At 60.5% G+C, this 20,287-nt stretch carries 28 protein-coding genes; 18 read left to right on the top strand and 10 right to left on the bottom strand.

Annotation, left to right across the window (positions count from 1 at the left end; all coding sequences use genetic code 11):
• Nucleotides 1-107: 107 nt before the first annotated feature.
• The 10 genes from tyrS to ruvB all read left to right on the top strand — a co-directional run bounded on the left by tyrS (nucleotide 108) and on the right by ruvB (nucleotide 8,683).
• Nucleotides 108-1,373: a tyrosine--tRNA ligase gene (tyrS, locus tag F1609_RS19880; RefSeq protein WP_167078355.1), complete on the top strand. Its 1,266-nt coding sequence runs from the start codon at nucleotides 108-110 to the stop codon at nucleotides 1,371-1,373.
• Entirely contained in the window at nucleotides 1,370-1,816 is a 447-nt protein-coding gene (gene dtd / locus F1609_RS19875; RefSeq protein ID WP_167078353.1) for a D-aminoacyl-tRNA deacylase, read from the top strand. Before tyrS ends, dtd begins: the two co-directional genes overlap by 4 nt.
• A gap of 48 nt (nucleotides 1,817-1,864) precedes the next feature.
• Nucleotides 1,865-2,530, top strand: coding sequence for a YbhB/YbcL family Raf kinase inhibitor-like protein (locus tag F1609_RS19870; protein ID WP_167078351.1), 666 nt, complete (start codon nucleotides 1,865-1,867; stop codon nucleotides 2,528-2,530).
• Between the two features lie 46 nt (nucleotides 2,531-2,576).
• Nucleotides 2,577-3,224 carry a histidine phosphatase family protein gene (locus F1609_RS19865; protein ID WP_167078349.1) on the top strand — a complete coding sequence of 216 codons (648 nt, stop codon included), beginning with the start codon at nucleotides 2,577-2,579 and terminating at the stop codon, nucleotides 3,222-3,224.
• A 128-nt stretch (nucleotides 3,225-3,352) separates the two neighbouring features.
• Complete coding sequence (gene dusB, locus F1609_RS19860) at nucleotides 3,353-4,378, top strand: tRNA dihydrouridine synthase DusB (RefSeq protein WP_167078346.1); 1,026 nt, start codon at nucleotides 3,353-3,355, stop codon at nucleotides 4,376-4,378.
• A 94-nt stretch (nucleotides 4,379-4,472) separates the two neighbouring features.
• Entirely contained in the window at nucleotides 4,473-4,706 is a 234-nt protein-coding gene (locus F1609_RS19855) for a helix-turn-helix domain-containing protein (RefSeq protein WP_054266301.1), read from the top strand.
• 107 nt (nucleotides 4,707-4,813) lie between these two features.
• The gene (gene purH, locus F1609_RS19850; RefSeq protein WP_167078344.1) at nucleotides 4,814-6,385 is read left to right on the top strand and encodes a bifunctional phosphoribosylaminoimidazolecarboxamide formyltransferase/IMP cyclohydrolase; all 1,572 of its coding nucleotides are present in this window, start codon (nucleotides 4,814-4,816) and stop codon (nucleotides 6,383-6,385) included.
• Nucleotides 6,386-6,445: 60 nt separating this feature from the next.
• The gene (gene ruvC / locus F1609_RS19845) at nucleotides 6,446-6,982 is read left to right on the top strand and encodes a crossover junction endodeoxyribonuclease RuvC (RefSeq protein ID WP_167078342.1); all 537 of its coding nucleotides are present in this window, start codon (nucleotides 6,446-6,448) and stop codon (nucleotides 6,980-6,982) included.
• A gap of 20 nt (nucleotides 6,983-7,002) precedes the next feature.
• Nucleotides 7,003-7,581 (top strand): Holliday junction branch migration protein RuvA, encoded by a 579-nt coding sequence (gene ruvA, locus F1609_RS19840; RefSeq protein ID WP_167078340.1) that lies wholly within the window; start codon nucleotides 7,003-7,005, stop codon nucleotides 7,579-7,581.
• Nucleotides 7,582-7,618: 37 nt separating this feature from the next.
• Nucleotides 7,619-8,683 carry a Holliday junction branch migration DNA helicase RuvB gene (gene ruvB / locus F1609_RS19835; protein ID WP_167078339.1) on the top strand — a complete coding sequence of 355 codons (1,065 nt, stop codon included), beginning with the start codon at nucleotides 7,619-7,621 and terminating at the stop codon, nucleotides 8,681-8,683.
• Nucleotide 8,684: 1 nt separating this feature from the next.
• On the opposite strand, the gene yidD is transcribed toward ruvB, so the two are convergent.
• Complete coding sequence (yidD, locus tag F1609_RS19830; RefSeq protein WP_167078337.1) at nucleotides 8,685-9,128, bottom strand: membrane protein insertion efficiency factor YidD; 444 nt, start codon at nucleotides 9,126-9,128, stop codon at nucleotides 8,685-8,687.
• Between the two features lie 140 nt (nucleotides 9,129-9,268).
• Here yidD and F1609_RS19825 point away from each other — a divergent pair, with 140 nt between their 5' ends.
• Nucleotides 9,269-9,850 (top strand): DUF4291 domain-containing protein, encoded by a 582-nt coding sequence (locus F1609_RS19825; RefSeq protein ID WP_167078335.1) that lies wholly within the window; start codon nucleotides 9,269-9,271, stop codon nucleotides 9,848-9,850.
• A 49-nt stretch (nucleotides 9,851-9,899) separates the two neighbouring features.
• On the top strand, nucleotides 9,900-10,229 hold the full coding sequence (locus F1609_RS19820) for a YnfA family protein (RefSeq protein WP_167078333.1): 330 nt from the start codon (nucleotides 9,900-9,902) through the stop codon (nucleotides 10,227-10,229).
• Here F1609_RS19820 and F1609_RS19815 read toward each other — a convergent pair.
• From F1609_RS19815 to F1609_RS19800, 4 genes are all read right to left on the bottom strand, one after another.
• Entirely contained in the window at nucleotides 10,226-10,705 is a 480-nt protein-coding gene (locus tag F1609_RS19815; protein ID WP_167078331.1) for a hypothetical protein, read from the bottom strand. The two genes, F1609_RS19820 and F1609_RS19815, sit on opposite strands and share 4 nt — an antisense overlap.
• 234 nt (nucleotides 10,706-10,939) lie before the next feature.
• Nucleotides 10,940-11,419, bottom strand: coding sequence for a DUF6985 domain-containing protein (locus tag F1609_RS19810; RefSeq protein WP_167078329.1), 480 nt, complete (start codon nucleotides 11,417-11,419; stop codon nucleotides 10,940-10,942).
• Entirely contained in the window at nucleotides 11,407-11,925 is a 519-nt protein-coding gene (locus tag F1609_RS19805) for a hypothetical protein (RefSeq protein WP_167078327.1), read from the bottom strand. The genes F1609_RS19810 and F1609_RS19805 overlap by 13 nt, the downstream gene beginning before the upstream one ends.
• A gap of 194 nt (nucleotides 11,926-12,119) precedes the next feature.
• Complete coding sequence (locus F1609_RS19800; protein WP_167078325.1) at nucleotides 12,120-12,482, bottom strand: hypothetical protein; 363 nt, start codon at nucleotides 12,480-12,482, stop codon at nucleotides 12,120-12,122.
• A gap of 17 nt (nucleotides 12,483-12,499) precedes the next feature.
• Between F1609_RS19800 and F1609_RS19795 the strand changes: the two genes are divergently transcribed.
• On the top strand, nucleotides 12,500-12,814 hold the full coding sequence (locus F1609_RS19795; protein ID WP_167078323.1) for a hypothetical protein: 315 nt from the start codon (nucleotides 12,500-12,502) through the stop codon (nucleotides 12,812-12,814).
• Nucleotides 12,815-12,822: 8 nt separating this feature from the next.
• On the opposite strand, the gene F1609_RS19790 is transcribed toward F1609_RS19795, so the two are convergent.
• Nucleotides 12,823-13,242, bottom strand: coding sequence for a hypothetical protein (locus tag F1609_RS19790; RefSeq protein ID WP_167078322.1), 420 nt, complete (start codon nucleotides 13,240-13,242; stop codon nucleotides 12,823-12,825).
• A 205-nt stretch (nucleotides 13,243-13,447) separates the two neighbouring features.
• Here F1609_RS19790 and F1609_RS19785 point away from each other — a divergent pair, with 205 nt between their 5' ends.
• The 5 genes from F1609_RS19785 to F1609_RS19765 are packed head-to-tail and all read left to right on the top strand — an operon-like array spanning nucleotide 13,448 to nucleotide 16,685.
• Entirely contained in the window at nucleotides 13,448-13,903 is a 456-nt protein-coding gene (locus tag F1609_RS19785) for a YaiI/YqxD family protein (protein WP_166898485.1), read from the top strand.
• 58 nt (nucleotides 13,904-13,961) lie between these two features.
• Complete coding sequence (locus tag F1609_RS19780; protein WP_167078320.1) at nucleotides 13,962-14,189, top strand: hypothetical protein; 228 nt, start codon at nucleotides 13,962-13,964, stop codon at nucleotides 14,187-14,189.
• A 47-nt stretch (nucleotides 14,190-14,236) separates the two neighbouring features.
• A complete protein-coding gene (locus F1609_RS19775; RefSeq protein WP_167078318.1) occupies nucleotides 14,237-14,461 on the top strand; it encodes a hypothetical protein in 225 nt (74 codons plus the stop codon).
• Nucleotides 14,458-15,222, top strand: a complete 765-nt coding sequence (locus tag F1609_RS19770) for a prolipoprotein diacylglyceryl transferase (protein WP_167078316.1) — start codon at nucleotides 14,458-14,460, stop codon at nucleotides 15,220-15,222. The genes F1609_RS19775 and F1609_RS19770 overlap by 4 nt, the downstream gene beginning before the upstream one ends.
• Complete coding sequence (locus F1609_RS19765) at nucleotides 15,219-16,685, top strand: radical SAM protein (protein ID WP_167078314.1); 1,467 nt, start codon at nucleotides 15,219-15,221, stop codon at nucleotides 16,683-16,685. Before F1609_RS19770 ends, F1609_RS19765 begins: the two co-directional genes overlap by 4 nt.
• A gap of 147 nt (nucleotides 16,686-16,832) precedes the next feature.
• On the opposite strand, the gene F1609_RS19760 is transcribed toward F1609_RS19765, so the two are convergent.
• The 4 genes from F1609_RS19760 to F1609_RS19745 all read right to left on the bottom strand — a co-directional run bounded on the left by F1609_RS19760 (nucleotide 16,833) and on the right by F1609_RS19745 (nucleotide 19,896).
• Nucleotides 16,833-17,204 carry a VOC family protein gene (locus tag F1609_RS19760; protein WP_187363071.1) on the bottom strand — a complete coding sequence of 124 codons (372 nt, stop codon included), beginning with the start codon at nucleotides 17,202-17,204 and terminating at the stop codon, nucleotides 16,833-16,835.
• Between the two features lie 141 nt (nucleotides 17,205-17,345).
• Entirely contained in the window at nucleotides 17,346-17,795 is a 450-nt protein-coding gene (locus tag F1609_RS19755; protein WP_166870354.1) for a DUF2147 domain-containing protein, read from the bottom strand.
• Between the two features lie 189 nt (nucleotides 17,796-17,984).
• A complete protein-coding gene (locus tag F1609_RS34095; protein ID WP_187363070.1) occupies nucleotides 17,985-18,863 on the bottom strand; it encodes a hypothetical protein in 879 nt (292 codons plus the stop codon).
• A 58-nt stretch (nucleotides 18,864-18,921) separates the two neighbouring features.
• Nucleotides 18,922-19,896 (bottom strand): hypothetical protein, encoded by a 975-nt coding sequence (locus F1609_RS19745; protein ID WP_167078209.1) that lies wholly within the window; start codon nucleotides 19,894-19,896, stop codon nucleotides 18,922-18,924.
• Between the last annotated feature and the right edge of the window lie 391 nt (nucleotides 19,897-20,287).

Raw genomic sequence — 20,287 nt, 5'->3', positions numbered from 1 at the left:
TTGTTTAGTTTTCATTGGGCAAGATTAATCGGATCGAGCAGTATATCAAACTTTTGAAGCTTCCCAACAATTTCGACACTTTGCTACAGATTTATTACAAAGCACCTATGACAACATCTGCCACTTCCAAGCCTGCCGCCCCTGCGCAAGGGACACCTTTACTGCCGCTGACGGACACCGTGCTGGAAGCGCTGGCCATCACCAAGCGCGGCGTCGACGAGCTGCTGATCGAGAGCGAATTCGCCCAAAAACTGGCGCGCTCCGAAAAAACCGGCACCCCGCTGCGCATCAAGCTCGGCCTCGACCCGACCGCCCCCGACCTGCACCTGGGCCACACCGTGGTGCTGAACAAGATGCGCCAGCTGCAAGACCTCGGCCACCAGGTCATCTTTTTGATCGGCGACTTCACCTCGATGATCGGCGATCCGTCGGGCCGCAACGTCACGCGCCCGCCGCTCACCAAAGAGCAGATCGAAGAAAACGCGATGACCTACTTCAAGCAGGCGTCGCTGGTGCTGGACCCGTCGCGCACGGAAATTCGCTACAACTCCGAGTGGTGCGACCCGCTCGGCGCGCGCGGCATGATCCAGTTGTCCTCGCGTTATACCGTTGCCCGCATGATGGAACGCGACGACTTCACCAAGCGTTTCAAGAGTGGGACACCAATATCGATCCACGAGTTCCTTTATCCTTTGATGCAGGGGTACGATTCGGTCGCCCTGAAGGCCGACCTGGAGCTGGGCGGGACCGACCAGAAATTCAATTTGCTGGTCGGCCGCGAGCTGCAGAAGGATTACGGCCAGGAACAGCAGTGTATCCTGACCATGCCGCTGCTTGAAGGTCTGGACGGCGTGGACAAGATGTCCAAGTCGAAGAACAACTATATCGGCATTACCGAACCGGCTAACACCATGTTTGGCAAGCTGATGAGGATCTCGGACGTCATGATGTGGCGCTACTACGAACTGCTCTCGTTCCGTTCGATGGCCGACATCGCCGCTCTCAAGGCTGAAATCGACGGCGGGCGCAATCCGCGCGATGCAAAAGTAGCACTGGGGAAAGAAATTGTGACGAGGTTCCATTCGGCTCAAGCAGCGGACGAGGCGCTGGCCGACTTCGACAATCGTTCCGCTGGTGGCATTCCGGATGATGCACCTGAAATGACGGTCGACGGCGCGCCAATGAGCATCGCCCACCTGCTCAAAAAAACCGGACTGTGCGCGTCGACGTCGGAAGCGATGCGCATGGTCGACCAAGGCGGCGTGCGCATCGACAGCGCGGTCGTCAGCGACAAGGCGCTCAAGATTGAGGCTGGCAATTTCGTGCTGCAAGTTGGCCGCCGCAAGTTCGCGCGCGTGACCTTCACGGCATGATCGCGCTGCTGCAACGGGTCAGCCACGCCAAGGTGGTGGTCGATGGCGCCACCATCGGCGCCATCGACGCCGGTTTACTGGTCTTGCTGTGCGCCGAAAAGGGCGACAGCGAGAAGGAAGGCGACGCCCTGCTGACCAAATTGCTGGGCTACCGCGTGTTTTCCGACGAGGCCGGCAAGATGAACCGCAGCGTGACGGACATCAACGGCGGCTTGCTGCTGGTCCCCCAGTTCACCCTGGCGGCCGACACCAAATCCGGCACGCGGCCATCGTTCACCCCGGCTGCCAGCCCGCAGGATGGCTTGCGCCTGTTCGACCATGTGGTGCGCCAGGCCCGCGCCCGTCATGCTACGGTCGAGACCGGCCAGTTCGGCGCCGACATGAAAGTGTCGCTGACGAATGACGGACCGGTCACTTTTTGGCTGCAAGTGCACCCAAAATGAAACTAAGCGGGCCGTTTGTGGTCAATATCATCAGTACAGGAGGTTGCGATGAGACTCTGGAGTGATTCCTTTACCGATGGCGGCCTGATTCCCGCCGCGTGCGCCTTTGCCACGATCGATGCGGATACGCACACCCGCCTGTCCACCAACCGCAACCCGCACCTGGCCTGGGACGAGGTGCCCCCCGGCACCCAGTCGCTGATCCTGTTTTGCTACGATATCGACGCGCCCACGGTCGGCACCAACGTTAACAAGGAAGGCGCGCTGGTGGCTGAAGAGTTGCCGCGCGCCGATTTCTATCACTGGACCCTGGTCGATATTCCCGTCGCCATGCGCTCGGTCACCGAAGGCAAATTCTCGGAAGGGGTCACGCCGCACGGCAAAGCGGGGCCGCTGGTGCCGTTCACTGTCAAAAACGGCACCGAACACCATTTGCGCCAGGGTGTAAACGATTACACCAGCTGGTTCGTGGGCGATCCTGGCATGGCGGGCGAGTATTACGGCTACGATGGCCCTTGTCCGCCGTGGAACGACCTGCGCGTGCATACCTATATATTCTGCATCTACGCGCTCGACATTCCGCGCCTGGCGCTTGAAGGGCGCTTCAGCGGACCGGAAGCGCGCCTGGCCATTCGCGGCCACATCCTCGACGAGGCGCAGATGGTGGGCGTGTATTCGCTCAATCCGGAACTCGCGGCGACCCTGGTCCCTTAACCAACGCAACTTTTTTCTGGCCGGGCACGGCGTGTCCGGCTTTCCCATGCTCCCGACCAATATCATTCTCATCCGCCACGGCGAAACCGCCTGGAACGCCGAACGCCGCCTCCAGGGCCATATTGACATCGCCCTCAACGACGAGGGGCTGCGCCAGGCCGCCGCCACGGCCGACGCCCTGGCCAGCGAGCGGATCGACCTGATCGTCTCGAGCGACCTGCAACGCGCCGCCGCGACCGCCGACGCCGTGGCGCGCACGCGCGGCATGCTGGCGCAACGCGATCCCTTGCTGCGCGAACGCTGTTTCGGCGGCTTCGAAGGCTTGCTGTACAGCGAGATCGAACAGCGCTTCCCGGTCGAGTTCGCCGCCTGGCAGGCACGCGAGATCGATGCGCCGATGCCGTCCGGCGCCCGGGTGGCCGAAACGTTCCGCCAGTTTTACCAGCGCGCCGTCGCGGCCATCGTCCACTGGGGCGACAGGCATCCCGGCCGGACCCTGGCGCTGGTCGCCCACGGCGGCGTGCTCGAATGCGCCTACCGCGCCGCCCTCGGCCTGTCGCTGGAAACCCCACGCGACTTTCCGGTGCTCAACGCCAGCATCAACCGCTTCACCGTCCATGCCGGCAAGCTGAGCCTGGTCAGTTGGGGCGAGGTCGGCCACCTGCAACCGAAGGTGCTTGACGAGCTCAGCTGAGACGGTAGAAACCTCCCCGATCCGCTTTTTGTGGCGCCGCCGTGCTGTCAAATGAAAAATAGTGCTTATTAATTGAGCAGCACTTCGGGTAAAATAGAGGGTTCCCGCAAACTCTGAGCGTCCCGCCCGTGCAAATTGGTCCTTACTTGCTACGCAATAATGTTTTCGTTGCACCCATGGCGGGCGTGACGGATCGTCCTTTCCGACAACTGTGCAAGCAGCTGGGCGCCGGCTATGCGGTGTCCGAAATGGCCGCCTCGAATCCGCGCCTGTGGGCCACCGAAAAGAGTTCGCGCCGCACCGACCACGAGGGCGAAATGGAGCCGAAAGCGGTCCAGATCGCCGGCGCCGACCCGCAAGACCTGGCCGACTGCGCCAGATTCAACGTCGACCGTGGCGCCCAGATCATCGATATCAACATGGGTTGCCCGGTCAAGAAGGTGTGCAACAGCTGGTGCGGTTCGGCCCTGCTGCAACACGAAGACCTGGTCGAACAGATTCTGTACGCCGTGGTGCGCGCGGTCGATGTGCCGGTCACCCTGAAATTTCGTACCGGCTGGAACCGCGAGAACAAGAACGCCCTGCGCATCGCCCGCATTGCCGAACAGGCCGGCATCCAGATGCTGACCCTGCACGGCCGTACCCGCGCCGACGGCTACAGCGGCGACGCCGAGTACGAGACCATTGCCGCCGTCAAGGCATCGGTCGCCATTCCGGTCGTGGCCAACGGCGACATCACCACGCCCGAAAAAGCCAGGCACGTGCTGGCCGTTACCGGGGCCGACGCGGTCATGATCGGGCGCGCGGCCCAGGGCCGGCCATGGATCTGCCGCGAAGTCGACCATTACCTGCGCACCGGCCTGCACCTGCCGGCGCCGGCGGTGGAAGAAGTGCGCGCACTGATGAACGAACATTTGCAGGCGCACTACGCGTTTTACGGCGAGTTTTTGGGCGTGCGCACGGCGCGCAAGCACATCGGCTGGTATGTACGCGACCTGATCGGCGGCGAAGAATTCCGCCAGCAAATGAACCTGCTCGAATCAACCGATACGCAGTTGCGCGCCGTCGATGCATTTTTTGAAACCCAACACATTCATGGCGAACGGTTACAATACCGGCCCGCAGGCCTTGCTCAAGTAGCATTGGCAGCCTGACACGGCACTCAGCCAGCACGACGACATACTGGAACGACCGCTGCCTGCAGAGCCGCGGCGAAACATTTAATCCGCAGAAAAGCACCAACATATTATGAGCAAAGAAAGTATCCAGGAAGTTGTCCAGAAGAGTCTTGAAGAGTATTTCAACGACCTGGGCGAGCAGCAGGCATCGAACATCTACGACATGGTGGTCCTCACCGTCGAAAAGCCGATCCTCGAAGTCGTCATGACGCGAGCGGAAGGCAACCAGTCGCACGCGGCCCAGATGTTGGGCATCAACCGGAATACCCTGCGGAAGAAATTGCAGGAACACGGATTGCTGTAATAAGTCATTAGCACACACTGAGTGGCCGTGCTATCGAGCGCGAGCCCATCGCGCCCGAGGGGTGCGCCAGTGCAAACACCGAATACTCCACAACCAGGCCACTCACCATGATCAAACAAGCCCTCATTTCCGTTTCCGACAAGACCGGCGTGCTCGACTTTGCACGCGCGTTGTCCGCGCTCGGCGTCGGCATCCTGTCCACCGGCGGCACCGCCAAGCTGCTGGCCGATAACGGCGTGGCCGTCACGGAAGTGGCGGACTATACGGGCTTTCCCGAAATGCTGGACGGCCGGGTCAAGACCCTGCACCCGAAAGTGCATGGCGGCATCCTGGCGCGCCGCGATTTTCCGGAGCACGTTGCCAAGCTGAGCGAGCATGACATTCCGACCATCGACATGGTGGTGGTCAACCTCTATCCGTTCCAGGCCACCGTGGCCAAGGATGACTGTTCGCTGGAAGACGCGATCGAAAACATCGACATCGGCGGCCCGACCATGCTGCGCTCGGCTGCCAAGAACCACAAGGATGTGATCGTCATCTGCGATCCGACCGACTACGCGCAGGTGCTGGCCGAAGTGACGGCCGGTGAAGTGCCGTACGACACCAAATTCCGCCTGGCAAAGAAAGTGTTCGCTCACACTGCGCAATACGACGGCGCCATCACCAATTACCTGACCAGCCTGGGCGAAGACAAGGCGCACGCCACGCGCGCCGCCTATCCGCAAACGCTGAACATGACGTTCGAAAAAGTGCAGGACATGCGCTACGGCGAAAACCCGCACCAGTCGGCCGCGTTTTACCGCGACCTGGCGCCGGCCGCCGGTTCCTTGTCCGCCTACAAGCAATTACAGGGCAAGGAACTGTCGTACAACAATATCGCGGATGCCGATGCGGCCTGGGAATGCGTCAAGTCGCTCGGCGGCCTGGGCCAGCCGGCCGGCTGCGTGATCGTCAAGCACGCCAATCCGTGCGGCGTGGCGATCGGCACCGATGCGCTGGACGCGTACAGTCGCGCCTTGCAGACCGACCCGACCTCGGCTTTTGGCGGCATCATCGCGCTCAACGTTGAACTGGACGGCAAGACCGCCGAAGCGATCGCCAAGCTGTTCGTCGAAGTGCTGATCGCACCATCGTTCAGCGCCGAGGCGCGCGCCATCATGGCGGCCAAGCAGAACGTGCGCCTGCTGGAAATTCCACTCGGTGCGGCCAACAACCCGTTCGACGTCAAGCGCGTCGGCGGCGGTCTGCTGGTGCAGTCGCCGGACGCCAAGAATGTGGGCTTGGCGGAACTGCGCGTGGTCACCAAGAAGCAGCCGACCCAGCAGCAATTGCAAGACATGATGTTCGCCTGGCGCGTGGCCAAGTTCGTGAAATCGAACGCGATTGTGTTCTGCGCCAACGGCATGACCCTGGGCGTGGGCGCCGGCCAGATGAGCCGCATCGACTCGGCCCGGATCGCCTCGATCAAGGCCCAGAACGCGGGCCTGACCCTGGCCGGTTCGGCGGTGGCGTCGGATGCCTTCTTCCCGTTCCGCGACGGCCTCGACGTGGTGGTGGATGCGGGCGCGACCTGCGTGATCCATCCGGGTGGTTCGATGCGCGACCAGGAAGTGATCGACGCCGCCGACGAGCGCGGCGTGGTGATGCTGTACACCGGCGCGCGCCATTTCCGTCATTAATGTCGACGGGGTGCGCAAGTTTGGTATACCGAAGTTTCTCCGGCGGTATACCATTCGTCCATGATTATTCTTGGCATTGACCCGGGCCTGCGCACCACAGGCTTCGGGCTTATCGAAAAGCAGGGCAACAAGCTGCGCTACATCGCGTCCGGCACCATCAAGACGGTGTCGGAAGGCGAGCTCCCGGGCCGTCTCAAGATCATCCTCAACGGCATCGGCGAGATCGTCCGCACCTACCAGCCGCACTGCGCGGCGGTGGAAAAAGTCTTCGTCAACGTCAATCCCCAATCGACCTTGCTGCTCGGGCAGGCGCGCGGCGCCGCCATTACGGCGCTGGTCGGCGCCGACCTGTCGGTGGCCGAGTACACCGCGCTGCAGGTCAAGCAGGCCGTCACCGGCCACGGCAAGGCGGCCAAGGAACAGGTGCAGGAAATGGTGGCGCGCCTGCTGGTGTTGCCCGGCCTGCCCGGTACCGATGCCGCCGATGCGCTCGGGGTGGCCATTTGCCACGCCAACAGTATCGACGCGCTGGCGCTGATCGGCGCGCTGGCGCCGTCGCTTTCCGGCCTGCGCATGAAGCGCGGCCGTCTCGTTTAACCTCGCTTGAAGGTCTTCCCATGATCGGACGTATTTCCGGAACTCTGCTCGAAAAAAATCCACCGCAGTTGCTGGTCGATTGCAACGGCGTCGGCTATGAAATCGATGTGCCGATGAGTACCTATTACGACTTGCCCGCCCTCGGCGCGCAAGTCACCCTGTTCACCCACCAGGCCATCCGCGAAGACGCGCACCTGCTGTTTGGCTTCGGCAACGCCGCCGAGCGCGCCGTGTTCCGCCAGTTGATCAAGATTACCGGCGTGGGGGCGCGCACGGCGCTGTCGATTCTGTCCGGCATGACGGTCAACGACCTGGCGCAGGCCGTGACCTTGCAGGAAGCGGGGCGTCTGGTGAAAGTGCCCGGGATCGGCAAGAAGACGGCGGAACGTTTGCTGCTGGAACTGAAAGGCAAGCTCGGCGCGGACCTCGGTTCGGTGGGCGGCGTGGTGCAGCACGATGCAAAATCTGACATGTTGAATGCGCTGCTGGCCTTGGGGTATTCTGACAAGGAAGCCACCTTGGCATTGAAGAATATGCCGGCCGGCAGCACCGTATCGGACGGCATCAAGTTCGCGCTCAAGGCGCTGTCCAAAGGCTGAGTTTGATCTGCATTAACATTTACACGAAAGTTCATCGATGAGTATCCAGACCGACGATTTCAGCGAGCAGCGCATCATTGCGCCCACGCCCGCGTCGCCCAACGAAGAGGCGATCGAACGCGCGCTGCGGCCCAAGCAGCTCGACGAATACGTCGGCCAGGAAAAGATTCGCGGCCAGCTCGAGATTTTCATTTCGGCGGCGCGCAAGCGGCGCGAAGCGCTCGACCACACCTTGCTGTTCGGCCCGCCAGGCTTGGGCAAGACCACGCTGGCGCACATCATCGCGCGCGAGATGGGTGTGAACCTGCGCCAGACCTCCGGCCCGGTGCTGGAGCGTCCGGGCGACCTGGCGGCGATATTGACCAATCTCGAAGCGAATGACGTGCTGTTCATCGACGAGATCCACCGCCTCTCGCCGGTGGTGGAAGAAATCCTGTATCCGGCACTGGAAGACTACCAGATCGACATCATGATCGGCGAAGGGCCGGCGGCACGTTCGGTCAAGCTCGATTTGCAGCCGTTCACCCTGGTGGGGGCGACCACGCGCGCCGGCATGCTGACCAATCCGCTGCGCGACCGCTTCGGCATCGTGGCGCGGCTGGAGTTCTATAACACGGCGGAACTGACGCGCATCGTCACGCGCAGCGCATCGCTCCTGAATGCGCCGATCGTCGAAGAAGGCGCGCGCGAAATCGCCCTGCGCGCGCGCGGCACCCCGCGGATCGCCAACCGCCTGCTGCGGCGCGTGCGCGATTACGCCGAGGTCAAGGGCACCGGTGAAATCACCAAGCCCATGGCCGACGCCGCGCTGGTCATGCTCGATGTCGATTCGGTCGGCTTCGACGTCATGGACCGCAAACTCCTTGAAGCGGTGCTGTTCAAGTTCGGCGGCGGGCCGGTCGGCATCGGCAACCTGGCGGCGGCCATCGGCGAAGAGAGCGATACCATCGAAGACGTGCTCGAACCGTATCTGATCCAGCAGGGCTATTTGCAGCGCACCCCGCGCGGGCGGATTGCCACGCCGCTGGCGTACCAGCACTTCGGCCTTTCCGCGCCGCGCACCAGTCCGACCGGTGACTTGTGGGATAACCTGACGCCTTGAGTCAGCGGCGTTCGTCGCGCTGGTCGGACTGGGGTGGAATGTAGATAAGCTCTTCTTCCTCTTGCTGTTTGCGGCGGTCCCGCCACCAGTCCCAGCAGTCTTTGGCATCAATACATTCGGACACGGTATCGCACGCGTCGCCAGGGGACGGCAGGTTGCACGAGCAGTCGCACGGGATATCGCAATCGCCGGCCTGGTTCGGGCGCACCAGCAAGGGACGTGGTGGGGGCGGGCGATAGCGGCGATAAGCGACGCCGCATTTGCGCAGGCGTCCGCGCAGCACCGCCATGCCATCCCACACGCCATAGCGGCGGATGGCGCGCGCGCCGAAGGCCGAGCAGCTGGCGTTACCGGTGTAGGCGCAGTAGGCGCAGCAAAACCCCTTGTAGGGTGACAGATGGCGCTGGTAGAAGCCGATCGCCGAGAGCGCGAGTGTTTTCATCATGGTGGGCTTGTCGCCACGCTGAACGCGGCGCCTATTTTGGTTTCCGGAAGCAATGTTTTTCGGGAGTATGTCCTCCCAATTCTTCCAGAACAAGCAGGTATTTACGAGGTTTGTCTACCGTAAACTAGGAGGGAATTCGCATGCAATCAACGATTGACGAGGCGCCAGACGTGCCCGAGCGCCAGATTCGCGCCGTGTATGACGACGCCACCATTCGCGTCTACCAGGCTTATTCGGATGAGGTTGCCGACGCCGCCCTTGCCAGGGGAACCTTCGTGTCGCCGCCATTCAAGATGGAGCGCATGACCTGGATCAAGCCATCGTTTTTGTGGATGATGTACCGCGCCGGATGGGGTTTCAAGGATGCCGGCCAGCGCCGCATCCTGGCGATTGACATCAGCCGGGAAGGGCTTGAGTGGGCGCTGGAACACGGCTGCCTGAGCCATGCGGAAGGCGATGCCGACGCGCCCGGCGGGTTCAACAAGGATCTGTTTCCGGTGCGCATACAGTGGGACCCGGAGCGCGACCTGCATCTGTACAAGCTGCCTTACCGCTCGATCCAGATCGGGCTGAGCAAGGAAGCGGTGAAGCTGTACGTGACGCAATGGATACGCGGCATCACCGACGTCACGCCGCTGGCGCACGAGATTCATGCGCTGGTGGAAGCGGGGCGGCTGGAGGAGGCACGTGCCCGGTTGCCGGTGGAGCGCGTATTTCGGTAGGGATCTTGCTTGGCCCGATCTGGGCTGACATCAATTCAAAGGGCGCTGCTTGAATATCCTGAAGCTGGCTGGACTGTTTTTCGTGACCGCGCTGGCGGAAATCGTCGGCTGCTATCTGCCCTGGCTGGTGCTCAAGCAAGGCAGGGCGGCCTGGCTCCTGATACCGGCGGCCGTGTCGCTAGCCCTGTTTGCCTGGCTTCTGACGCTGCACCCTGCGGCGGCAGGCCGGACGTATGCCGCCTACGGTGGGGCTTACATCTGCGTCGCCCTGTTATGGTTGCGATTCGTCGATGGCGTGGCGCTGACGCCTTACGATTATGCAGGGGCGGCATTGGCGTTGGTCGGGATGGCAATCATTGCCTTGCAGCCGGCATATTAAGTTCCAAACGATGGTGAAGGCCGGATTACCTCCGTCATGAACGCATCCGCCGCATAATATTGGTTCAAATTGGTAGTTCTGCCATGCGTATGGGCGAGAAAAGTGTGAACAGCCATCAGAAACTCCCGGTAATCTTCGATCCTGCTGGTCTCCACGCAAAGCGAGGCAACGCACAGGTTTGAGGCCTGATGAATGCTGTCCACGTATTTGTAGCGGCCTTGATTTTTGTAGTCGATATATCTGCTTAAATCAGACGCCTCCAAGATTCCAGGCTCGTAAAGTCGGTTCTTCTCCCGATAAACGTTGACGTCGAAGCTGCTCTGTTCCTGGTCGCCATAAAACTTCAACAGCTCAAGATTGGTCCAGCGGGATTCAATACCATAATAGTAAAAATCTCCGTCGGAATCAAAGTGCTCGGCTTCCCAGTATGACGGACAAAATACTCCTGCATCCGGAAGGTCAATATCATCGTACAAGATGATTATTTCACATAAGAACAGCATTTGATCTCTAGGGACGATCATTATAAAAAGTCGAGAATGCCAAATCTGAACATGGAGATCTGACGTCGCTCTGTTGGGTCAGCGGATGATCAGTATGTCTGGGAGAATGCTGTAAAACAGCTAAGTGCGGCGCCCTTGCGACCGGCTTGACCGCCGGGCTGCTTGCCGGACGACTCGCGCGGAGAAGTAGTCTTGTTCGCGATCACATCACAATATAATATCTTGCGGACCAATTTCATCAATATTTTCATTGATAAATTTTACGGCCAGGTCGAGACTTGTATCCCAAGAGCAGTTATACAGTAAACCGACAATCCGATCATCTGAGTCGAATGATTCCGGGATAAATAAACTGGTAGGTTTTATAAGAATCTTCAGTTGCTCTTTTTGCGTGATGATCGGCGCCATTTGGTCGGCGAATTCCGCACCAAATTTCTCTCGGCATTCAGAAAAAATGCCCGAATAGTATTCAAATATTGCCGCTTCCGCGTTCTTGACGTGGACATCCAGATTTGCATCAAAGTTAGCAAATGCGGAACGCTGATTCTCCTGGATAAAACCATCTTCGTCACCCGAAACGGACAATCGGACAACAATTGGCTCATCAAGAAAACATAGCTTATACGGGCGTGTCCAGCCATAGTCGAAAGACAACTTGCCGATGATATTATCGATTAAGGTGGCCATTTGTAATTTGTTCCTGCTTTACAAAGCGGCAAATCGCGATTCTTCCCGGTCCGCATTGCATGCAGCACATGTCCTGCTACCGCGATAGGGCCTCCAAATGCCACACTTACGATCAGCCAGCCGCCGACCCCTAATCCAACTGTGCCCGGTCCTGTAGTGGACAAGGTATAAAAAATGAAAAGGTCTGCCAGAATTCCGATGATTAATGCATATCTGGCAATATTGGGAAGGTGGCCAGACCATTGCCTTCTATATACCAGATATCGAAAAAAACCGGCACACAAAAATAGATGACCGAATACTCCCAGCATGAAAACAGAAGAAGCCATATAAAACGATGATGACTGCTGATGCTGTTTTCCCGTTAGCATGAATGAAAACATGATGAACATTTCAAACGTAGTAAGTATTAATATTACCGTCTCCAGCAAGAGCACTAGCGGGCGAACAGAGGCGCGCATTGAACTGCTCAGCGGTTCGCCGGGGGGGAAATAATCTTCTGCCATTTCTTAAAATTTCTTTCGGTGCAAGGCCTTAGGCAAATTTTAACGTCGCAAGCATAAACGTCACCTTGCCAGGCGCCGGGTTGGATCATTTCCGTCCGCCCCCCGCCACTGATATGACGATCATCGCACTGCATTCATCGTATAAATAACCGCCATAGTCGCCCGCCGTGTTCATACATCCACGGGCGCACCGGCTAGCTCGCGCTGTCTTGTTTGAGCCGACGCTTCGACAAGTAATATCCGCAGCATTTACATTTCGCAGGAAACAGAGCAACCCCTGCGGTGACCCTGGCTTCCACCTGATCTGTTTCTCCCGCAACTGCGAAGGGCAAGTTGCCGCAGTTTGGACACCGATATCGCATCAAAGAAATTACTGCGAAAACGATTAAGGAAAAAGCAATCAAAAACAGGACAAATGAATTGTTGGAAGTATGATCAGCGTAAGCAATTGTCGCCAACGCACCGCCAAAGCCGATCAAAAAATACAACTGAGGGCGTCGAAACCGCGCGATATTCTTCAGCTGCGCCTTGCGCACAGTCTCGTCATTTAAGTTCATTTATATCCTCAAATCCCATGAAATTACTGGTCTGGCGGCGGATTTTTCCGATTCCTCGTCAGGAATTTCTTCCAGGCAGAGAGTTCGAAAAACATGCCGAGCAGCGCAAAACCGGCTGCGTATTCCTTCGACGGCATGTAGAAGTACAGGGCGACTGCCAGCGCGAAGCAGACTGTTGCCGTGAGATGGGGGTTGTTCATGACAGCCAATTCCAAGCGTTGCGGACTGCGGAGTATGCTCTGCAAATGACGCTGGATCAAGGTTGCTCATCGGCGGTACCGGTGCATCGCTCGCGCTGGCGTGCGTTGCCAGTCGATGTGAACCTTGGATAAGTGTGCCCCTACTTACCCGGCAGGCCGTCCTCTGCGTGCTTGCGCCAGCGCGCCGGCCGATACCCCGGGTCGCGCCTGGCCGGCCACACAAACGACGTGAACATGAACACCGATACGCACAGCAGCGATAACATTACGCCCAGCGCGGCTGGTTCCGGATAGCGGTAGATCATCGCGCCGCCCGACAACAGCTGGAACAGCACGATCAGCGCCGCCAGCCTGCGCCGCCAGGCCGAGCGCAGCGTGCGGTAGCCGCTCACCGCAAAGAAGAAATATCCACTGGCGAACGCCAGAATACCCATCACCATCGCCGGCAAGGTCGCGCCGCCGGCAAACGGATGCAGCTGCGCCGGCGGCAGCAAGGTGATCGAGGTGGCGAACAAGGCCGCCAGGCCCGCCAGGAAAGCGAGCGCCTGTATAGGTAACATCCGGACTCCGTTTGATGCAACGGACCAGTGTCCGGCAAGGTTCAAAGGAAAAATTGCATGATAATTATTAAACTTGTCGAAAGATAACACACGTTTCGTTACGGTGCCAACACAGCGCCAAGGCGAGGCGCCAAGGCGAGGCGCCAAGGCGAAGCGCTATACTGCGCGCATCCGCTGCCAACCCGTCAAGAAAGAACTGAAGATGATGCAAATCTGGGTCGATGCCGATGCTTGCCCGGTCGTGATCAAAGACATCCTGTACCGCGTGGCCGAGCGCCTGCAACTGAACGTGACCCTGGTCGCCAACCAGCTCATGCGGGTGCCGCCATCGCGCTTCGTGCGCGCGGTGCAGGTGCCGTCCGGGGCCGATGTGGCCGATGCCGAAATCGTGCGCCTGCTCAATCCTGGCGACCTGGTGGTGACCGGCGACATTCCGCTGGCCGCCGACGTGCTGCTCAAGGGCGGCTTCGCGCTCAATCCGCGCGGTGAGTTCTACACCAACGACAACATCGCCCAGATGCTTACCATGCGCAAGTTCATGGATGAATTGCGCGGCAGCGGCGTGGACACCGGCGGCCCGGCGCCCTTCGGCCAGGCCGACCGCCAGAACTTCGCCAACCAGCTCGACCGCCATCTGGCGCGCCACGTCAAACGCCCCTGAAGCGGCGTACAATGACCGCACGCTCCGACGAACGACGACGATTTCTGCAAGGCTATCCATGAAGTTCTTACGTATTGTTGGCATCTTGGTCGCCGCGCTTGCCATGGTCGGCTTCGGGTTGTGCGGTGTGCTCGGCGTAATGATCGGTTTCCGCCCATACACCGACGCGGCAAACATGTTCGATGGCACTTTCTTTATGGGCCTGGCTGGGCTGGCGATCTGCGCGACGCTTGCCTGGTTTCTTGTCAGAAAGCTCAATAGAGCGTTTAGGGCATCCGGTAAGTGAGCCGGCGTTCGCTAGCATCGTGAACGCCCATTTCTCGTGAGGCAGTTGTGTCCTTTCTACGCGCCGTCGTCTTGTTGATTGCCTTGATCGCCATGGTCGGCATCGGTGCGTGTGGCGTGCTCGGACTGTATCTTGCCGCACACTCGGGACCCGCGGCAGCGAACGAATTGCTCGTCTTTGGGCTCATCGGCGTGACCCTTTCCGCCATGCTTGGCTGGGGTATCTACCGCCGCTTACGCAAGGCAGGCGCGCCGCCGCAGTCGGAGCAATGACGCTGCCCCTATCCCCCGGCGCTGCCCATGCCGTCCATCTGTTGTTCGAGTGGACCGCGATTGCCATCGGCATGCAGCTGTACCGGCGCCAGCGCGCCCGCAGCGGCGCCAGCGGCATCCTCAGCGGCAGCGGCTACGCCGTCGTCATCGGCTGCATCCTCGGCGCCGCCACCGGCAACAAGCTGGTGTTCTGGATCGAGTACCCGCATCTGTGGGCCGCGCATGCGGGCGCCATCAGCATCTGGATGTCGGGCACCTCGATTGTCGGCGGCCTGCTGGGCGGCTTGCTGGGTGTGGAAATCGCCAAGAAACTGACCGGCCAGCGCCAGTCCACCGGCGACCAGTTCGTACTGCCGCTCATGGCCGGCATCGCGCTCGGACGCGTCGGCTGTTTTCTGGCGGGCCTGAATGATGGCACCTACGGCAAGGCCACCGCGCTGCCCTGGGGCGTCGATTTCGGCGACGGCATTGCGCGCCATCCCACCCAGCTCTATGACATCCTGTTCGTGCTCGCGTGGGGCGGCCTGCTGCTGGCGCTGCGCGCGCGCTGGCGCGACAAGCCGGGTTTGATGTTCAAGCTGTTCTTGTTCGGCTACCTGGCCTGGCGCCTCGCGGTCGACGCCATCAAGCCCCTGCGCTACGATTATGGCGCGGGCCTGGGCGGCGTGCAGCTGGTGTGCCTGGCTGCGCTGCTCTGTTATCTTCCCTTGCTCGCCCGGCAGCTCGGCGCGCCGGCGCCACTGAAAGCGATCGAACCATGAGCCGCAAAATCCGTCCCTACCTGTTTTACGACACCACCACCTCGGTCTGTTCGACCTGCCTGCATCCGGTCGAGGCCAAGATCATTTTCAAGGGCAGCGATGTCTTCATGGACAAGTGGTGCAGCGCGCATGGCGCCGAACGCGTGCTGGTGAGCGACGATGTCGATTACTATCGCCTGTGCCGCGAAGTCTTCGTCAAGCATCCCGAAATGCCGCAAACCTTCAACACGCCGATGCAGTACGGTTGCCCGTACGACTGCGGCCTGTGTCCCGATCACATGCAGCATTCCTGCCTGTCGATCGTCGAAATCACCGACAACTGCAATCTGAACTGCCCCGTGTGTTACGCCGAAAGCGGCACCCACCGCGAACTGCACAAACCCTTCGACGACATCATCAGGATGCTCGACGCGGTGGTGGCCAACGAGGGCGAAGCGGACGTGATGCAGCTCTCCGGCGGCGAGCCGACCCTGCACCCGCGCTTCTGGGACATTCTCGACGCGGCCAAGGCGCGCCCGATCAAGCACGTCATGGTCAACACCAACGGCATCGTATTGGCGCAGGACCCGGCCTTTGCGCGCCGCCTGGCCACCTACGCGCCTGGCATCGAGGTCTACCTGCAGTTCGATTCGCTGCGCAGCGAGGTGCACAAGGCATTGCGCGGCGCCGACCTGACCCGCATCCGCGCGCAGGCGCTGGCCAACCTGAACGCGGCGCAGCTCTCTACTACCTTGGTGGTCACGCTCAAGAAGGGCCTCAACGACGACGAAATCGGCGCCATCATCGACTTCGCCCTGACCCAGCCCTGCGTGCGCGGCGTGACCTTGCAGCCGATCCAGGATGCCGGCCGGGTGGAGCGCTACGATCCGCGCGCGCACCGCCTCACGGTGTCCGAAATACGGCGCAAGATCACCGAGCAGACATCCCTGTTCACGCTGGCCGATATCGTGCCGGTGCCCTGCAACCCGGACACGCTGGCCATGGCGTATGCGCTCAAGACGGCCGGCCAGGCGGTGCCGCTGACGCGCTACCTCGATCCGCAAACGCTGGTCGAAGGCAGCGGCAACACCATCGTCTTCGAGCGCGACGAGACGCTCAAAAAGAGCATGAAGGAGCACATCTTCAAGCTGTTCGCGACCAATCATTCGCCCGAGTCGCAGGCCAACTGCCTGTCGGAGCTGATGTGCTGCCTGCCGCTGATCGACGCGCCGGCCGGCCTGGGTTACGAGAACGTGTTCCGCGTGCTGATCGTGCAGTTCATGGACGCCTATTCGCTCGATGTGCGCGCGCTGAAAAAATCATGCATCCACTTTGCGCAGCCGGACGGGAAGATGATCCCGTTCGAAAGCTACAACCTGCTGTACCGCAGCGGCGAGCAGCTGGCCACGATCCGCGCCAGCATCGCGCAGCAGAGCGCGCAGCGCAAGGGGCCGCGCAAGGTCATTCCGATCGGGGCGCAGTAGCGTCGCGACGCCATGCCCGTCAGCGCGGCGCGCGTTTCATGGCAATGACTTCTCGCGTTCGAGCTTGCCGCGCAGGCGGGCGATGTCGCGCTCGCGCTGCGGCACGGGCCGACGGTTCCTCAGGCGCGACATGGGCGCGACTGCGCGTCAGGCTTCAGGCGTGTGGCACACCGCTTCGATATTGTGGCCATCGGGTCCGATGACAAAGGCGCCGTAATAGTCCGGATGGTAGTGGGCGCGGATGCCGGGCGCGCCGTTGTCTTTCGCTCCCGCTTCGAGCGCGGCGGCGTAGAACTGGCGCACCTGTTCGCGGTTCTCGGCCGCGAAGGCCACATGCATCTGCCCGAGCGCGGGACCGCCCTGGCCGAACCAGAATTCCGGCTTGCCCTGCTTGCCCAGCCCCGCCCAGCCTTTGACTTCGGCGACCAGCGAAATGCCGAGCGGCGCAAGCGCCTTGCCGAAGAAGGTTTTGCTGTCCTCATAGTTACTTACCGAAAAGCCAAGATGGTCGATGATCATGTCAGGTCCAATAGTGAGTTAACGTGATAAAACGCTGCCATGTATGCCATGGCAACCTTGCGCTTTAGATAATAACAGAGGAGAGCTTGGCGATCAGCAATAATCTCGATCGCCGCAGCGCAGGACGCGCAGAACAGCAGCTTACTCTTCGCGCACCCAGACCTGGGAGCGGCCGAACATCGGCATGCCGACATAGCCGCGCACGTTGAGCTTCTTGCCGCCTTCGACGACTTTCAGCTTGCTCTTGTAGACCTTGCCGTTGTCCGGGTCGAGGATCTGGCCGCCGGTGTATTCGTCGCCTTCTTTTTTCAGGCCGCTCATGAAGGTCATGCCGAGGATCGGCTGGTCCTTGTTGACGCCTTCGCACTTGTTGCACTTGGGATTCTGCTCGGTGCCTTCGGGGCGGAACAGTTTTTCCAGCTTGCCCTGGATCTCGCCGTTGTTCTCGCTGATGCGGATCAGCGCCTTCGGCTTGCCGGTCACGTCATCGATGTTTTTCCACAGGCCGACCGGGGACGCTGTTTCCTGCGCCATTGCCGGCGTCATGGCCAGCATGGCGGCGATCAGGGTGGCTGTTGTCAGTGCTTTCATGGTGTCTCCAGTATTGTTGGTGTATGCAGCGTTGCTAGTGTAGCAAACTGGCTTTGCACTGACTCCACAACTTTGTATCAGGTTGTGTGAGCTTTACTGGAATGGGGGAAGGGGACGAGGTACGCGGATGCCGGCCCTGCGCCGAGGGCCGGTATTGCCTGCGCCCGGTTGGGGCAGGCGTCAGGGGAATCAGGGTGCGGCGAGAATCTTGACGATCTCGTTGAAGCTGCCCTGCACGGTGGCGCCCTTGGCATCCTTGGTGTAGGCGCGCGCCGAGCCGAAACCGCTGGCAATCCACGTGGTGTGGATATCGCCGTTCTTCTCCGGCGCGAACGTGATTTTGCAGGCATTGGCAAACGTGCGGCTCGCTACCGTGATGGTCTCGAATCCGACGAACGTGAATGCCACCGTTTCCGACTCAATGCTGGTGGTGTTCGCCGGATACGCGGTCCGGGTGACGGTGTAATGGGTTACAGTCGACTGGCCAGGGACGAGATCGAGCGCTATTTTGGCATCCGCCGAATTCACGAATTTTCCGGATGGGATGTTATTCGAGGTGTAGTCGAAAATGCCCGGCATGTATAAGGTGTTGCCGATAACGTGCTGGTACACGATACCAAACAGCGTGCCATCGGTCCGCGTTTCCGTCATCGCGATGGTCGGGATGCCTTCAAAAACGGCATTGCTTACTGCTTGCGTATTGCCATACGTGTCGACGTACTTCACGCCCGGCGTTAGCTTGAAACATTCCGCGAGCGTGGGTGTTGCTGCGGTCGCCGGGGCAGGAGCAGGGGTCGACACCTGGACTGGCGCCGGGGCAGGCGTCGGAGCCTGCACTGGATCTGGAGCAGGTGCAGGAGCAGGAGCAGGAGCCGGCACAGGTGCCGGTGCAGGCGTCACGGCAACCGGCTCTGGCGTCGCCACGGGCACTGGCGCTGGAACTGGCGCTGGTACGGCAACAACCGGCGCCGGCGCGGCTGCGGGCGCGCTGGAGTTATCCGACGATCCGCCGCCGCAACCGGCGATCAACACGGTGGACAGGGCGATGACATAAGCTGATGGTTTCATTGATTCTCTTTTCTTGAATTGGCGGTGCTCCCCGCAGCGCGGGGAGCGGAATAAGGACTCAGGGCGCCGCGATGATCTTGACGATCTCGACGCGCGTGCCGGGCACCAGCGCGCCCTGGACGGTTTGCTCTTCGGTGCGGACCCAGCCAAAGCCTTTGGCGCGCCATGCCATCGACACCTGCCCCGCGACCGATCCTGGCGAGGCAATCTTGCACGCGTTCGCGAACGTGCGGCCGGCGACCGTGATCGTGTCGAAGCCGACGAATGTCAATTGATCGGAGAGCGCTGTGACGTCGGTGCTGGTCACCGTGCTCGATGCGCCCGACTTGTCGAACTCCAGGCGCCAGCTGGTGCTCGTGCTGGTGAAGTTGGCCATGGACGTCTGGCCGGGAACCATCGTCAGCGGGAAGACTGCTTCCTTGGAAAACACATCCTTGCCCTTCTGGACGCCGCTTGTATCGTATTGGCCGACGCCCAGCATCCTGTGGATATTGTTGTCGGTGATGAAGTACGGACCGCCACGGCGCGCGCCGTTATCGCGCAGTTCCATGATGCCGTAGGCCATGACGCCCTCGAACATCTCTTTGACAACCACATGGGTGTAGGTATTCGAGGTCGTGTATTGCGTGCCCGGCGTTACCTCGAAGCAGTCGGCGAAGGAAGCCGAGGCCGACGTCGATGTGGCCGATACTGGCGCAGGTGCTGGCGCTGGTGCCGGAGCCGGTGCGGATACAGGGGCCGGCGCCGGTGCAGGGGCGGGCGCTGGGGCTGGCGTAGGCACCGGGGCGGACGTCGGTGCTGGTACAGGAGCCGGGACCGGCGCCGGTTGCGCAGTGACCACCGGTGTCGGCGCGGCCACGACCGGCTCCGGCGTCACCACGGGCGCCGGCGCTGGTGCAGGTACAGGCGCCGGCACCACAGCCACCGGCGCCGCCGGCGCCATGGCCGGTGCGGTCGACGACTCGGACGACCCGCCGCCGCAACCGGCGATCAGGGCGCTGGACAGGGCGATGGCATAAGCTGATTGTTTCATGTAATTCCTCTTTCAAAAATCCTCGTACCCACGACAGGCAATGGATATCCATCACGGCCATTCGGTGGGCAGTGTTCAAGTTGCTGGTCTGCGTGCCGGCGTCAACCGGTGAATGAAGTTGTTATGTGCGCTGGGAACGCCAGGTCCGTGCAAGCGCACGCAACCGGGTAACAGGGGGAACAAATCAGGGACATCGCAGGTGTTAACCGGAGAACCAATAGCGGGACTGGATCCGACTCACCAAAGAGCGATAGTATAGAGAAACTTTAAGTTCTTATCAGAAAAATATTATCAAATGTTAACCGAATAAGACAGTCTCTATTTTCAACTTGACATTTTTTTCCGTACGTACAGCGCGCTTTTGATTCCTGGTGGAATCAAAAGCGCGCCG

This window comes from Massilia aquatica (assembly GCF_011682045.1).
GTDB classification, from domain to species: domain Bacteria; phylum Pseudomonadota; class Gammaproteobacteria; order Burkholderiales; family Burkholderiaceae_D; genus Telluria_A; species Telluria_A aquatica.
The sequence above is the reverse complement of the archived record's forward strand: the minus strand, read 5'-3'. Positions and strand labels throughout refer to the sequence as shown.